The sequence below is a fragment of the Paeniglutamicibacter sp. MACA_103 genome (genome assembly GCF_045798555.1).
Taxonomy (GTDB): domain Bacteria; phylum Actinomycetota; class Actinomycetes; order Actinomycetales; family Micrococcaceae; genus Paeniglutamicibacter.
This window is the reverse complement of the sequence record NZ_JBIXLN010000018.1, coordinates 48,296-62,835: the sequence shown is the minus strand read 5'-3', so window position 1 is coordinate 62,835 and position 14,540 is coordinate 48,296. Positions and strand designations below refer to the sequence as shown.

The 14,540-nt window shown below is 70.1% G+C and carries 14 protein-coding genes; 11 read left to right on the top strand and 3 right to left on the bottom strand.

Annotation, left to right across the window (positions count from 1 at the left end):
• The first annotated feature begins 28 nt into the window (after positions 1-28).
• The 3 genes from abc-f (at position 29) to ACIPVK_RS10495 (ending at position 3,480) form a co-directional block, all read left to right on the top strand.
• On the top strand, positions 29-1,675 hold the full coding sequence (gene abc-f, locus ACIPVK_RS10505; RefSeq protein ID WP_407611921.1) for a ribosomal protection-like ABC-F family protein: 1,647 nt from the start codon (positions 29-31) through the stop codon (positions 1,673-1,675).
• Between the two features lie 376 nt (positions 1,676-2,051).
• Positions 2,052-2,384: a hypothetical protein gene (locus ACIPVK_RS10500; protein ID WP_407611920.1), complete on the top strand. Its 333-nt coding sequence runs from the start codon at positions 2,052-2,054 to the stop codon at positions 2,382-2,384.
• A gap of 13 nt (positions 2,385-2,397) precedes the next feature.
• Positions 2,398-3,480 carry a YbdK family carboxylate-amine ligase gene (locus ACIPVK_RS10495; RefSeq protein ID WP_407611919.1) on the top strand — a complete coding sequence of 361 codons (1,083 nt, stop codon included), beginning with the start codon at positions 2,398-2,400 and terminating at the stop codon, positions 3,478-3,480.
• A gap of 91 nt (positions 3,481-3,571) precedes the next feature.
• On the opposite strand, the gene ACIPVK_RS10490 is transcribed toward ACIPVK_RS10495, so the two are convergent.
• The gene (locus ACIPVK_RS10490) at positions 3,572-4,924 is read right to left on the bottom strand and encodes a 6-phospho-beta-glucosidase (RefSeq protein WP_407611918.1); all 1,353 of its coding nucleotides are present in this window, start codon (positions 4,922-4,924) and stop codon (positions 3,572-3,574) included.
• Between the two features lie 297 nt (positions 4,925-5,221).
• Here ACIPVK_RS10490 and ACIPVK_RS10485 point away from each other — a divergent pair, with 297 nt between their 5' ends.
• The 6 genes from ACIPVK_RS10485 (at position 5,222) to ACIPVK_RS10460 (ending at position 10,784) form a co-directional block, all read left to right on the top strand.
• Positions 5,222-6,337 (top strand): PfkB family carbohydrate kinase, encoded by a 1,116-nt coding sequence (locus ACIPVK_RS10485; protein WP_407611917.1) that lies wholly within the window; start codon positions 5,222-5,224, stop codon positions 6,335-6,337.
• Between the two features lie 79 nt (positions 6,338-6,416).
• Positions 6,417-7,781, top strand: a complete 1,365-nt coding sequence (locus ACIPVK_RS10480; RefSeq protein WP_407611916.1) for an ABC transporter substrate-binding protein — start codon at positions 6,417-6,419, stop codon at positions 7,779-7,781.
• Positions 7,756-8,679: a carbohydrate ABC transporter permease gene (locus ACIPVK_RS10475; RefSeq protein ID WP_407611915.1), complete on the top strand. Its 924-nt coding sequence runs from the start codon at positions 7,756-7,758 to the stop codon at positions 8,677-8,679. Before ACIPVK_RS10480 ends, ACIPVK_RS10475 begins: the two co-directional genes overlap by 26 nt.
• Entirely contained in the window at positions 8,676-9,491 is an 816-nt protein-coding gene (locus ACIPVK_RS10470; RefSeq protein ID WP_407611914.1) for a carbohydrate ABC transporter permease, read from the top strand. Before ACIPVK_RS10475 ends, ACIPVK_RS10470 begins: the two co-directional genes overlap by 4 nt.
• Before the next feature lie 29 nt (positions 9,492-9,520).
• Positions 9,521-10,117: a GNAT family N-acetyltransferase gene (locus ACIPVK_RS10465; protein WP_407611913.1), complete on the top strand. Its 597-nt coding sequence runs from the start codon at positions 9,521-9,523 to the stop codon at positions 10,115-10,117.
• Between the two features lie 115 nt (positions 10,118-10,232).
• Complete coding sequence (locus ACIPVK_RS10460; protein WP_407611912.1) at positions 10,233-10,784, top strand: DUF488 family protein; 552 nt, start codon at positions 10,233-10,235, stop codon at positions 10,782-10,784.
• A 13-nt stretch (positions 10,785-10,797) separates the two neighbouring features.
• Here the strand turns inward: ACIPVK_RS10460 and ACIPVK_RS10455 are convergent, their stop codons facing one another.
• Positions 10,798-11,430 carry a hypothetical protein gene (locus ACIPVK_RS10455; RefSeq protein WP_407611911.1) on the bottom strand — a complete coding sequence of 211 codons (633 nt, stop codon included), beginning with the start codon at positions 11,428-11,430 and terminating at the stop codon, positions 10,798-10,800.
• 227 nt (positions 11,431-11,657) lie between these two features.
• Between ACIPVK_RS10455 and ACIPVK_RS10450 the strand changes: the two genes are divergently transcribed.
• Complete coding sequence (locus ACIPVK_RS10450; protein ID WP_407611910.1) at positions 11,658-12,113, top strand: HD domain-containing protein; 456 nt, start codon at positions 11,658-11,660, stop codon at positions 12,111-12,113.
• Positions 12,114-12,268: 155 nt separating this feature from the next.
• Entirely contained in the window at positions 12,269-12,979 is a 711-nt protein-coding gene (locus ACIPVK_RS10445) for a response regulator (RefSeq protein WP_407611909.1), read from the top strand.
• A 34-nt stretch (positions 12,980-13,013) separates the two neighbouring features.
• On the opposite strand, the gene ACIPVK_RS10440 is transcribed toward ACIPVK_RS10445, so the two are convergent.
• On the bottom strand, positions 13,014-14,540 hold the full coding sequence (locus ACIPVK_RS10440; RefSeq protein ID WP_407611908.1) for a GAF domain-containing sensor histidine kinase: 1,527 nt from the start codon (positions 14,538-14,540) through the stop codon (positions 13,014-13,016).

Sequence of the window (14,540 nt, the reverse complement as noted above, 5' to 3'; positions counted from 1 at the left end):
ACGGGCTTCGGGAAACTAAACTGGTCCAATGACTGCAACACTCGTGGCCAAGGACCTTGCCGGCGGCCACGCCAACCGGACGCTTTTCTCTTCCCTCAGTTTCACCGTCTCCCCCGGGGACGTCATCGGGGTGGTGGGCGCCAACGGGGCCGGCAAGTCCACGCTCCTGCGCTTGCTCGCCGGGGTGGACGCACCCCTGGGCGGAACCGTCTCCAGTGCACCGGACGGCGCGTTCATCGGCTGGCTGCCGCAGGAGCACGAACGCATCGCCGGCGAGACCATCGAGGCCTACCTGGCCCGGCGCACCGGCTGCGCCGCAGCAACCGCCGCCATGGAATCTACGGCCGAGGCCCTCGGATCCGGGGCGCCCGGGGCAGACGACGCCTACGCGACGGCCTTCGAGCACTGGATGGCCAGCGGTGCCGCGGACCTCGAGGACCGGGCGCCGGGAACACTGGCGGAGCTCGGCTTCACCCTGCCCACCGACACCCTGATGACTGCCCTCTCCGGCGGCCAGGTGGCGCGCGTGGCCCTGGCAGCGCTGCTGCTGAGCCGCTTCGACCTGGTGCTGCTGGACGAACCCACCAACGACCTTGACCTGGCAGGGCTCGAACGCCTCGAGTCCTTCGTCTCCTCGCTGCGCACCGGGGTGGTGCTGGTCTCCCACGACCGCGAATTCCTGGCCCGCTGCGTGACCCGCATCGTCGAACTGGACCTGGCGCAGAACCAGGTGGCCGTGTACGACGGGGGCTACGACTCCTACCTCGAGGAACGTGCCATCAACCGCCGCCATGCCCGCGAGGCCTACGACGAGTTCGCCGACAAGAAGGCGGACCTGGTCTCCCGCGCCCGCACCCAGCGCGAATGGTCCTCCCAGGGCGTGCGCAACGCGATGAAGAAGAACCCGGACAACGACAAGCTGCGCCGCAAGGCCTCCAACGAGTCCTCGGAGAAGCAGGCGCAGAAGGTCCGCCAGATGGAATCGCGCATCAAGCGCCTGGACGAGGTCGCCGAACCGCGCAAGGAATGGGTGCTGCAGTTCGAGATCGCCGCCGCCCCTCGCTCCTCCACCGTGGTCTCCACGCTCAACGACGTCTCCGTCACCCGCGGCGACTTCGCCTTCGGCCCGGTCTCCGCGCAGGTCAACGCCGGGGACCGGATCGGCATCACCGGGCCCAACGGCGCGGGCAAGTCCACGCTGCTCCAGCTGCTGCTGGGGCACCTGGCACCGGATTCGGGCTCGGCCTCGCTGGGTTCCTCGGTGGCGATCGGCGAGATCGACCAGGCGCGCAGCTACCTCGACGAGGACACCGCCCTGGGCGACGGCTTCGAGCTGGCGGTTCCCGAGATGAACCCGGCCGAGGCGCGCACCCTGCTGGCCAAGTTCGGCCTCAAAGCCCACCAAAGCGCCTCCCTGGTGCGGGATTTGTCCCCGGGCGAGAGGACGCGCGCGGGCCTGGCCCTGTTGCAGGCGCGCGGGGTGAACCTGCTGGTGCTGGACGAGCCCACCAACCACCTCGACCTGCCGGCCATCGAGCAGCTCGAGGAGGCGCTGGAATCCTACGAGGGTGCGCTGCTGCTGGTGACCCACGACCGCCGGCTGCTGGACAACGTCCGCCTGGATGCGCGCTGGCACGTCGAGGCCGGGAAGGTGCGCATCGGCATCGTTTCCTGACCCCCGTGCCGGACCCCTGTTCGGCACGGTGCCGGACGCACCGGAACCCGCATGCACCATGTCGCGATTTTCCCAACACCACGCGGCCGATTTCCCCCACCGACACCCGCCGGCGAGGTCGGTTCATTGTGCTATTGCGGACCTTCGGAACATGATGGGTTAGGCACGCGATGCGTGCGCCAACATGCCGTGCGGTACGTCGAAAGTCGATTCCATGAAGAAACCTGCTTCCAAGCGTGCGTCATTTTTGCCGTTGAATTCCGGACAAGCCATACCGTCGGCGGGGGCTTGGATCACGCAAACGGGCAGGGCCCCGTCCTACGAGGCCCCGACCTGTGAACGTTGTGCTTCCGGTGAATTCCTGGTCTACGAAAACGTGACCCTCCTGCTGGATGTCCAACGGGAACAGCCGCCCTGCTGGGATGTCGAGTTCTGGTGCGGGCAATGCGAATCCTTCTCCGGGATGCTCACCACGCACGTGCCCGATGACCGCCAGGCCGTCAGGCTGGCCTCCGAGAACCCCCGCTACGTCCAATACCGCCTGGCACCGCCGGAAGCCGCCACCGGCACGAAGGTCGCCCGGGGCGCCCGCCAGACCCTGGCCGGGCAGTCCGCGCCCGGGCCGGCGCCGGTCGACGGCGGATCCGTGCCCCCGAAGGCAGCGAACCCGTCCTGGCCACAAATCCGGTTCACCGGCGGGCCCGAGTAGGGGCAGGCACCAGGTGCGTACCTTCGGCATCGAGGAGGAGTTCTTCCTCGTCCACCCCGAAACCAGGCTGCCGGTGGTGCCCGGGCGCCGCGTCCACAACGAGTTGCTGGCGGTGGCGGGCGGCGGAAATTCGGTTCACCCGGAATTCATGGCCTGCCAGGTCGAAAGCAGCACCCCGGTCTGCACCCGCCGCGAGGAGGCGCTCGAGGCGGTGACCAGCACCCGTCGCGAACTTTCCGCGGTGGCCCGCGGGGCCGGGCTCTACCTCGTCGGGCTGGGTGCCCCGCCGCAGATCGCGATGGGCGCGGGGGCGGTCCACGCCAACGACCGGTACTACGCCATCAACGAGTTTTGCGGCGCCATCACCGCCGAGCACTACCTCAGCGGCGCCCACGTCCATGTGGGCATCGAGGACCTGGACTCCGGCATCGAGGCCATGAACTCCCTGAGGCCGTGGCTGCCGCTGCTGACCGCGCTGGGCGCCAACTCGCCGTTCTGGCGGGGCGTCGACAGCTCCTTCGCGTCCTGGCGCAGCGTCCAGTACCGCCGCTGGTCGATCCAGGGCATCCCGCCGTATTTCGCCGATGCGCAGGACTACCTGCGGCGGATGGAGTTCATGCTGGCCTCCGACGTCGTCCTGGATTCCGGGCACATCTGCTGGGGCGCCCGGCTCTCCACCAGCTACCCCACCCTGGAGATCAGGGTGGCCGACGCCCAGGTGAGCGCCTCCGACACCGTCCTGCTGGCGCTGGTCATGCGCGCCCTGGTGTCCGCCGGGATCCACAGCCCCCGGCCCGTCCCGAACCCGGCGCCCGAAGCCCTGGACCTGGCCCACTGGCAGGCGGCCAAGTTCGGGATCCGGGGAAACCACTACGACCTTTTCACCGGCACCAAGTGCAGCATGGACCGGAGCCTGGATGCGCTGCTCCGCTACATCGGCACGGAGCTGGCGGCAACCGGGGACTCCGACTACGTGGGGGCCGGCCTGGAGCGGATCATGCGTGAGGGCAACGGGGCGGTGGCCCAGCGCCGCCACTTCCGTGCCGGCGGTTTCGATGCGGTGCTTGCCGAGGCCGACGCCCGGCTCCTGGACTGAGGTTTTTTGCGTGCGAGCGGCCGTGGCCGCGGCGTAACATCACGCCGGCCGACTTCCGGCGCCCGGCGCCTATCCGCCGCCGGGCGCCGCTTCAGCCACGCTTGGACAGGGCCTCGGCCACCCCGGGGATCTGTTCCCGGTAGGTGTCCAGCAAGGCCCGCGCAACGGCGATCGAATCCACCAGCGGGTGGGCCGCCAGCGCCCGCCAGGCCAGGGCCCGGCTGCCCTCCCTGGACGCGGCGATGGCCAGCCGCTCGACGGCCTTGACCTGCTGCAGCAGCCCGAGCATCTCCCCGGTGACCGGGGCGATGCGCTTGGGCACGATGCCGGCGCCGCTCACCGTGCACGGAACCTCGATCACCGCGTCGTCGGGCAGTTGCGGAACCAGCCCGCGGTTCGCCACATTGAGGATCATGGTGGCGGGCCGGCCCCCGAGCAGGGCGGTCATCAGGTCCAGGGCGACCTGCTGGTACCCGCCGCCCTCGACGTCGGCCGCCTCGCGATTGGTGCGTTCGGCCTCCGGCCGGCTCTCGGCCATGTAGCTGGCCTCGCGGTCGTGCTTGGTCTTCAGCCACAACTCCAGGGCGCTGTCGGGGTGTTGGCGGGCTTGTTCGTAGAAGCCCGACTGCTGGCGGTGCAGGAACTCGCCGCGGGTGGGCCCCGGGCCGCGCAGCCGCTCGGTGGCCTCGCGCTGGAAGTAGTAGTAGTACAGGTACTCGTTGGGGATCGCGCCCAGCGCCCTGATCCAGTCGAAGCCCATGAGCCGGGCCTCCTCGATCCCCGCCAGCCTGGCGTCATCTGCCAGCAGCCCCGGCAGCTTGTCCACCCCGTCCACCACCAGGGAGCGCAGCCAGCCCAGGTGGTTCAGGCCCACGTAGTCGAAGTCCACCTGCTCCGGGGTGGAGCCGATGGCGTGCACCGCCCGGCGCATCAGCCCGATCGGGGTGTCGCAGATCCCCACGACCCTGTCCCCCAGCGCCTCGCGCATGGCCTCGGTGACGATGCCGGCGGGGTTGGTGAAGTTGATGACCGTCGCCTCGGGGGCGTGCCTGGCCACGCGCTGCGCCAGGTCGCGGGCGTGGGGCAGGGTGCGCAGCGCGTAGGCCAGCCCGCCGGGTCCGGTGGTCTCCTGGCCGAGCACGCCCAGGTCCAGGGCGATCCGCTCGTCCTTGATCCGCCCCTCGGTCCCGCCGATGCGCATGGCGGAGAAGATGAACGCGGCCCCGGTGACCGCCTCGTCCAGCCCGATGGCGGTGGTGACGCGCGGGGGCCGCGGCAGGGAGGGAGCCAGCTGGGCCAGCACGGATTCGATGGCCGCCACCCGCGCCGGGTCGGTGTCAAAGAGGCACAGCTCGGTAATCCGCGCCCGGTCGTTCTCGCCGGAGAGCGCCTCGAAGATTTGCGGCACCCGGAAACCGCCGCCTCCGATGATGGTCAGCTTCATGCCTGGATCACTTCGCTTCCTGGTTTCCTGGACGGCTCGGGGGTGCCGGGACCGGCGCCCGGGCTCCCTTGCCCGACGGACGGCGCAACACCGGTGCTCCCCGCCGCGGGGTCGGTGGCATGGGCCCAGCCTAACAGCCGCGATTGCCCGCCCCACGAGCGGTTTCGCGTCCCTTGTACCGCCTGTGGGCGCGTGCTAACGTCCAAACCACAGGTGCGCCCGGCGGACCAGCGCCACCGGGCGACCGGTGCGCACCGATCGGGACTTCGCGGCGGCACAAGCAAGAGGAACACACAGGTGGACACAGCATCCGATCCGGGCACCGACCTCGATCTCTTCCTCACCGGTTCGCTCTTCTTCGACATCATCTTCACCGGCCTGCCCTCCGCCCCGCAGCCCGGCACCGAGGTCTGGGCCGAGGGCATGGGCTCGGTCCCCGGCGGCATCGCCAACCTCGCGGTGGCCGCCGCCCGGCTGGGCCTGGCCACCGGGCTCTCCACCGGCTTCGGGGACGACGCCTACGGCGCCTGGTCCTGGTCGCTGCTCGAGGAACAGGAGGGCATCGACCTCAGCCGTTCGCGGATCTTCCCCGACTGGCACTCGGCGGTCACCGTGTCCCTGGCCCGCGGCGGCGACCGTTCCATGGTCACCCACGGACACCCGATGCCCATCAGCGCCAAGGAGCTCATCGGCACCCCGCCCACCTCCAGGGCCATGATCACCGAGCTGGCACTGCCCGGGGACGAAGCGCCCTGGTGGGTGGCCACCGCCCCCGCCCAGGGCAAGGTCTTCGCCGCCGTCGGCTGGGACCCCACCGAGAAGTGGGACACGGCCATGCTCGCCGACCTGCAGCTCTGCCACGGCTTCCTGCCCAACCACGTCGAGGCCATGGCCTACTCCCGCACCGACACCCCCGAGGCCGCGCTCGAGGCCCTGTCGACACGCGCCCCGCTGGTGGTCGTCACCCGGGGCGTGGACGGGGCCATCGCCATCGACTCCACCACCGGGGAACGGGCCTCCGTCCCCAGCCTGCCGGTGCCCGCCATCGACCCGACGGGGGCCGGCGACGTGTTTTCCGCCGGCATCGTGCTGGGCACCCTGTCCGGGTGGCCGCTTGAGCAGCGGCTGCTCTTCTCCACGCTCTGCTCGGCACTGGCCGTGAAGCACTTCGGCGGCTCGCTGGCCTCGCCGGGCTGGGGCGACATCGCCGACTGGTGGGAGTCCAAGAAACTGCGGGCCCGGGACAACGCCGAATGCGCCGACATCGCCAGGCGCTACGGATTCCTGGACGAGGTCCTGGCCCAGCACAAGCGCAATGCCGTGCGCCGGGCCGAGGCCACGTTCGGGCTGCTGACCGAGGCCGAGGCCCACTACCGGCCCAACGCGCACCATCCCCTGCCGCCGGCCCGCTGACCCGCATCCCCTTCTCGCCGGCAGCCGTCGAAGCCTGCCGCACCACCCGAACCCACGCACCTTGCATGAAAGGACCCTCATGAAACCCCGAGGCAAAACCCGCACCCTGGCCCTGGCCGCCGCCGCGGCCCTGGCACTGACGCTTTCGGCCTGCACACCGGGCTCGGAGGCCCCCGCGCCCACCACCGCGCAGCCCGGCGCCGCCATCGAAAAAGACGTCTCCAAGATGGGCGAGGCCACGCTCACCGTCTGGGACCAGGAGGTCCGCGGCGGGCAGAACGAGCAGATGACCAAGCTCAACGCCGCCTTCGAGGCCAAGTACCCGAACGTGACCATCAAGCGGAACTCCCAGTCCTTCGAGGACCTGGGCAAGACCCTGCGCCTGGCCCTGTCCGGCACCGACGCCCCCGACGTGGTCCAGGCCAACAACGCCCGCAACACCATGGGCGCGTTCGTCAAGGCCGGGCAGCTGCTGCCGCTCGATGACTGGGCCGCCGCCTACGGCTGGAGTGACCGCTACCCCGCCTCGGTGCTGAAGTACTCGCAGTATTCCACCGACGGCACCACCTTCGGCTCCGGCTCCGTCTACGGGCTGCCGCAGGTCGGCGAGGTCGTCGGCGTCTTCTACTCCAAGAAGAAGCTCGAATCCCTGGACCTTGAGGTCCCGGGCGACTGGGCTGCCTTCGAGGCCGCCATCGCCACCGCCAAGGAGAAGGGCGAAACCCCGCTGCTGCTGGGCAACATCGAGAAGTGGCCCGCCGGGCACGTCTTCGGCCCCGTCCAGGGCGCCAAGGCCCCCGCCGAGGCGATCGAGCTGCTCGGCTTCGGCAACGCCGGCGCCTCCTGGACCACGGCCGAGAACCAGGCCGCGGCCCAGACGCTGGCCGACTGGAGCGCCAAGGACTACTTCAACCAGGGCGTCAACGGCACCGAATACGATGCCGCCTGGCAGAAGCTCACCAAGGGCGAGGGCGTGTTCCTGATGGGCGGTTCCTGGATGGCCGCGGATTTGGCCGACGCCATGGGCGAGGACGTCGGATTCTTCGCCCCGCCGGCCACCGCCGGGCAAGGCGCGCACACCACCGGCGGCACCGGGCTGCCGTTCACCGTGACCGCCAAGACCAAGAACCCGGATCTGGCCGCGGCCTACATCGACTTCATCACCAACGACGATGCGATGAAGATCCTGGCCGAGACCGGGAACCTGCCGGTGATCGACACCCAGAAGTACGCGCCGGCCTCCGGGGTGCTCAAGGACGTGTACACGCAGTTCGGGACGGTCACCACCACCGGTACGCTGCTGCCATACCTCGACTACGCGACCCCGACGATGGGAGACACCCTCGGCGATTCGCTGCAGGGCCTGCTCGACGGACGCATGGATGCGAAGGCGTTCACCGAGGCCCTGGAAGCGGACTATGCCGGCTTCACCCAAGGCAAGTAGCACCGCCGCCGGCGGGCCGGGCAAGCGCTCGGCCCGCCAGGGGCACGCCATCACGCCCTACCTCTTCATCGCGCCGGCGCTGCTCATCTACGCCGCATTCATGCTCTACCCGCTGGCCCGCTCGGTGCATCTCTCCCTCTTTGACTGGGACGGGCTGAGCCTGGCCACGTTCGTGGGTTTCGGCAACTACACCGACATCGCCTCCGATGCCCGGCTGCGCGCCGCGTTCGGCCACGCGCTGGCCTTCGTCTTCTTCTACGCGGTGCTGCCCTGCGGCATCGGGCTGGTCCTGGCCGCGGTACTCACGCGCGCGAAGGTCCGCGGCCTGCCGCTCTTCCGCACCCTGGTGTTCCTGCCCCAGGTGATCGCCATGGTCGTGGTCGCCGTGGCCTTCAAGCAGATCTACGCGCCCGACGGGCTGCTGAACTCCGCGCTGCGCTCCATCGGCCTGGAGGTGCTCACCCGCTCCTGGCTCGGGGACTACGTCTTCTCGCTGCCCGCCGTCGGGCTGGTCGGTTCCTGGGTGTCCACCGGGCTGGTCACGGTGCTGCTGCTGGCCGGCATGGCCAGGATCCCGACCGAGCTCTTCGAGGCCGCCCGGCTGGACGGCGCCGGTGCCGTCCGGGAGTTCCTCGCCATCATCGTCCCCTCGGTGCGCGCCGAGCTCACCGTGGCGCTGACCCTGACCATCGTCGCCTCGCTGAAGACCTTCGACCTGATCTACATGACCACCTCCGGCGGGCCCGGCTCCTCCACCACGGTGCCCAGCTACGAGGTCTACCGGCGGGCGTTCGAGACCGGGCAGGTCGGCAGCGCCGCGGCCATCGGCGTCACCCTGACCGCGATCATCTTCCTGGTGACCCTGGCCGTGAACCGGATCTCGGAGCGCGGCGCATGAGGGTCTCGGGCACCGAGCGGACGCTGAACTACGCCATCCTCATCATTTTTTCGCTCATCGTGCTCACCCCGGTGCTCTCCATCCTGGCCACGGCATTCGGCCCGGCCAACGCGGCCGCGGCCCGGACCGGCGCCTTCCACCCGTCCAACTTCGCCACCGCCTGGGTGGAGGGAAGGTTCGGGCAGTACATGGGCACCTCGGTGCTCGTGGCGGTGGTCGTGGTGTCCCTGGCCGTGGTGCTCTCCGTCCTCTCCGGCTACGCGTTCGGGACCATGAACTTCCGCGGCGAACAAGCGCTGTTCTACCTCTTCCTGCTGGGCATCATGGTGCCCGCCGAGGCCATCGTCGTGCCGCTGTTCTTCGACCTGCGCACCTTCGGACTCACCGACACGCTCTGGGCCGTGGCCCTGCCCCAGGTCGCCCAGTCGGTGGCCTTCGGCACCTACTGGATGCGCGCCTACTTCAAGTCGGTGAGCCCCTCGATCATGGATGCCGCGCGCGTGGACGGGGCCTCGAAGGTCAGGATCCTGCTCTCCATCCTGGTGCCCATGGGACGGCCCGCCATCACCACCATGCTCGTGCTGATGTTCATGTGGACCTGGAACGAGTTCCTGATCCCGCTGGTGATGTCCCCCTCCGGGGAGTTCCGGACCGCGCCGCTGGGCCTGGCGTTCTTCCAGGGCCAGTACACCCAGGGCACCGCGCTGCTGGCCGCCGCGGCCGTGATGGTCGCGCTGCCCGTGGTGGTGCTCTACTTCCTGATGCAGCGCCACTTCATCAAGGGCATGCTCGAGGGAGCCCTCAAGGAGTAGGGTGTGCCGTGCGGGCGCACAATGGTGGCATGAGGATCCTGTTGCAGACCGCGCGGCTGGCGTTGCGCGAATTCACCGCGGACGATGCCGGGCTGCTGGTCGAGCTGGATTCGGATCCGCGCGTCATGCGCTACATCACCGACGGCGTGCCGACCTCCCGGGAGGAAATCGTCGCCGAGCACATTCCCGCCTACCTCGGGTACCACCGCCAGGGGCCGGACTTCGGCTTCTGGGTGGCCCAGCTGCGCGAAACCGGCGACTTCGTCGGGTGGTTTCACCTGCGCCCCGAACCCGGGCACCGGGCGGAGGAACCGGAACTGGGCTACCGGCTGAAGCACGCGTTCTGGGGCCTGGGACTGGCCACCGAGGGGTCCCGCGCGCTGATCGACCATGCGTTCACCGCCCGCTCCGTCGCCGTCACCCGGGTCTTCGCCAGCACCATGGCAGTGAACATCGCCTCGCGGATGGTCATGGAGAAGTGCGGGATGGACCTGGTGCGCCACTTTGTCGCCGACTGGCCGGTGCGCATCGCCGGGGACGAGTTCGGCGACGTCGAATACGCGATCACCCGCGAGTCGTGGCTGGCCTCCCGCGAAGGCCCGTCGTCCCCCGGGTCCGCCGGCTGACCTGCGGCCGCCGCGGGTGCGGGCCATGGGCATGTGACCCGAAGTCGCCTACGCTGAAGGCAAGTCGGTCAGGTCCCGGGATCCACCCGCCGGACAAGCGCAAGGGGAGCAAACCATGGGCACCACCCGCATCCACACCGTTGGCCATTCCACCCATGAGGTGGCCGAGTTCATCGAGATCCTGCGGGCGCACGGCATCGGGCAGGTCATCGACATCCGCACCATCCCCAAGTCCCGGCACAATCCGCAATTCAACGGCGAGGAGCTGGCCGCAAGCCTTGAAGCCGCGGACATCGGCTACCGCCGCGCCAAGGAACTCGGCGGACTGCGCCCGACGCACAAGGACAGCATCAACGGCGGCTGGCACAACGATTCCTTCCGCGGCTACGCCGACTACATGCAGGGCGACGAGTTCGCCGCGGCCATCGGGGACCTGGTGGCCCGGGCCGCGGGCAACGACACCGCCATCATGTGCGCCGAGGCCGTCCCGTGGCGCTGCCACCGCTCGCTCATCGGTGACGCCCTGATGGTGCGCGGCGTCGAGGTCCTGCACATCATCTCAAGGTCCACGGCCATGCCGCACACGCTCACCTCCTTCGCCCGGGTGGAGGGAACGGCCCTCACCTACCCGCCAACCCCGCAGGACCCGGGACCGGGCCAACCATAGCCCCACCTCCCCGTCAGGGGGTTCGGCGCCGAAGCTGCTTGCTCCGCAGGACCCTGGCCCGCCTCCGCTTTTCGCGGGCGTCGGGGTTCATGTACCGACCCGTGTAGACCATGGCGAACCCGAGAACCGACGCCGGGGCGCCAATCAGCAGCGCGCGTTGGAACGACCGGGCCTTGCGGCCCAGGAGCGCCGAAGCCTCGGGGGTGTCGATGACCACGCGCGTGGAACCGCCGATGTCGTAGAGCAGCGGCAGCTTCTGCCCTTCGGCCCAGAGCCCGCTGTCCGTCGAGGCGTAGTGCTTCCATTCGGTGGTCGTGTGCGCTCCGCGGATGACCTGCTCGGTCACCGGGTAGTAGGTCGTGCTCCCGCCGCCGGGCCGGGCGTGCGGCGTGGAGGCGCGCCCGATCCCCACGACTTCACCGATGGCCGGGGCCCCGTGTTGGTGCACTTCGATGTCGGCCCGCTGCGCGGAGGCGGCGGAGGGCAGATAGATGACGCCGCCGATCACCAGGAACAACCCGGCATAGGCGGGGAAGCTGCCGATCATCCACAGCCACTTGCCCAACCGCTCCCGTGGCGTCATCTTCTTGCGTTGGCGCTTCTTCGAGCGCGCGGCCGTCCGGTTCCGCCGTGGCTTTCGTCCCATGCCAACCATTCTTCCGCATCCCGCGACTGTCCCACGCACGCGCGGCGCGCGTCTCGCGCGCGGGCGCTGGCGCGGGCGCGGGCGAGGCGAGAGCTTCCTGGTCGGCCGACTTGCGCCGCAGGCCACTTCCTGCCGTCGCGCGTCCGCGGGCCCCAACCGTCTTCCGTCCTCGCTACGCTGGGATCCAGGCAAGCGACGCAGCAACCACACCACCACTGGAGGCCCCCATGACCACCCGCTCATTCGTGCAGGTTGCCGAGGCCATCGCCCGCCGCGCCCACGCCGGCCAGGTCGACAAGTCCGGCGTCGACTACATCAGCCATCCCGAGCGGTTGGCCGCCGGTGTCCGCACCCACTCAGGCGACGACACCGCGGTGGCCGCGGCCTGGCTGCACGACGTGCTCGAGGACTGCGACGTCACCGCCGGGGACCCGCTGGAGGCGGGCATCCCGGCTCCTGTCATCGAGGCGGTCCGCGCCGTCACCAAGACCGAGGGCGAAACGCTGGAGGACTACTGCGCACGGGTCCGGGCCAACCCCACGGCCCTGCTGGTCAAGCGAGCCGACATCGAGGACAACACCGACCCGGACCGCACGGCGCTCCTGCCCGTGCAGGTCCGTGTCCGTCTGGCCGCGAAGTACGCCCGCGTCCGGTCCCTGCTCGGATTCCCGCAGCCCGCCTAGACGCCGGCAGCCGCCGCTGGGCACCCGGCGACGGTTACTTCCGCCAGCGGAATCCACCACGGGCCTTTGGCCCCTTGTCCGAGGCGGGTTCGGCGGCCAAGATGGAAACTGTGCAGGGCATTTTGCACACGCCAACGGGATCGGGAGGGACCGTCATGGACCAGGCAGCGGGATCGGGCATTGCGCCCGGACATGCCACCGGCCCCGGGCCCGCCGCCCCCATCCGCGTCTTCATCCTCGATGACCACGAGCTGGTCCGCCGCGGCCTCGAGGAATTGCTGGAGGGCGAGGGCTTCGAGGTGGTCGGCACCTCCGGGACGGCACGCGACGCCCGGAAGCAGATCCCGGCGCTGCGCCCGGACGTCTCGGTGCTCGACGCCCGGCTGCCCGACGGGACGGGGATCGAGGTCTGCCGCGACGTGCGCTCCATCGACGGGTCGCTGAACTGCCTGATCCTCACCAGCTACGACGACGAGCAGGCGCTGCGCGGGGCGGTGCTGGCCGGGGCCGTGGGCTACGTGCTCAAGCAAATCGCCGGCAACGACCTGATCCGTGCGCTGCGCCGGGCCGCCCGCGGCGAATCGCTCTTCACCCCGGGCCTCAAGGCCCGGATCATCTCCGGGCTGATCACCCACGAAAATTCCGACCCGCGCATGGCCGCGCTGACCACCCAGGAACGCCGGGTGCTGGAGCTGGTCGGCGAGGGACTGAGCAACCGGCAGATCGGCGAGCGCATGCGCCTGGCGGAGAAGACGGTGAAGAACTACGTGTCCTCGATGTTGGCGAAGCTGGGGTTCGAGTCGCGCACGCAGGCCGCGGTGTTCGTGACCCATCCGCTTCCGGGGATCAACGACGGAGGCACCTAACCCCGGCTCGGCAGCCCAGCCTTCCTCCGTTGGTTCAGCTTTCCGCCGGCATCGGCACGGTCCAGCGCAGCGTGGTCCCGTCCCCCGGTGACGAGTCGATGACCAGCGTGCCCCCGAGCTCGGCGGCGCGCTGGCGCATGTTTGCCAGCCCGCTTTCGTCGACATTTGACCCGAAGCCGATTCCGTCGTCGCGCAGCGTGAGGGCCAGGGTGTCCTGCGTGCGCTCAATGGCCAGTTCGACGGCGTGGGCGCGGGCATGGCGCACCACGTTGCTCAGCCCCTCGGTGATGACCGCCAGCAGGTGGGTGAGCGTGGCTTCGTCGCCCAGCGCGTCCAGGCCCTCGCCCAGTCGCAGCGCCGGGGTGAAGTCCAGCGGTTCGGAGGCCCGGCGGATGGCGCGCAGGATGTGGGAGCTGGGGCTCTCGGTCTCCCCCGCGTCGGCGCGCAGCGAGTAGATGGTGGCGCGCAGCTCGGCGATCGTGGTGTCCAGCTCCCTGGCGATGCCGCTGGCCCGCTCCCGGGCCAGCGCCGTGGGCAGCTGCTTGCGCAGGGCGCTGATCCCCAGGCCGGCGGCGAAGATGCGTTGGATGACGATGTCGTGCAGGTCCCGGGCGATGCGTTCTCGCTCCAGGTAGAGCAGCACGTCCTCGCGCAGGTGGTGCACCTGGACCAGACCGAGCCCCTGGGCGATGTTGTTGGCGAAGATCCCGGCCATCTGCGTCTCGACGGGGCGGTAGGGGCCGGCGCCGTTCCCCCGGATGGCGACCAGCAGCCCGTAGTGGGTTCCGCGTGCCGACAGCCCGGCGACCAGGGTGTCGGCCCCGTCTGCGAGCTCCCCCAGGGGCACGATCGCCTCGGGGGCCGCCAGCAGCATCGGCGCGCTTCCGCGCAGCACCAGGCGGTGGCGTGCCCCCACGTCCAGCAGCACCCGCCCGGCCAGGTGCGGGTGCACGTGTTCGCTGATCCCGGCGATCCGGTACCCGGCCTCGGTTTCGGTTTCATTTCCACCGGCGATGGGGGTCAGCAGCAGCGCGTACTTGGCCCGGGCCTCGCGGCGGGCCAGCTCCGCGACCTCGTTCAGGCCCTGGGTGTGGTGCCTGGATTCGCCGCCGAGCAAACCGCCGATGCGGGCCGAGGCGGCCAGCCAGCGAACGCGGTCCGCGGCATCCTGATAGAGCTGGGCGTTCTCCAATGCCACTCCCGCGCTTCCGGCGAGCGCCTCCCCCAGTTCCCGGTCGGCCCGGGAGTAGCGGTCCTTGCCGTTCTTGGGTCCCAGGGTGAGCCGGGCGAAGTGGTGTTGCCGGGTCATCAGGTCCAGGCGCAGGCGCTTGGCTTCGTCCCTTTCCGCGGCCTCCCCCAGCGTGGCGGCATCCTTGCCCTTGGCCAGGAGCCCTTGCTGGTGCGAGGCGTTGGTCAGCTCCAGCACCCCGGAGGTTGCCCCGAAGATCTTCATCGCTTCGTCCAGGACCCGGTGGGTGACGGCGGTGACGGACAGGTCGCTGGCGATCGAGGCCATGGAGGCGAGCAGTTCGCGCACCCGTGCGTCGCTGCGCTTGGACAT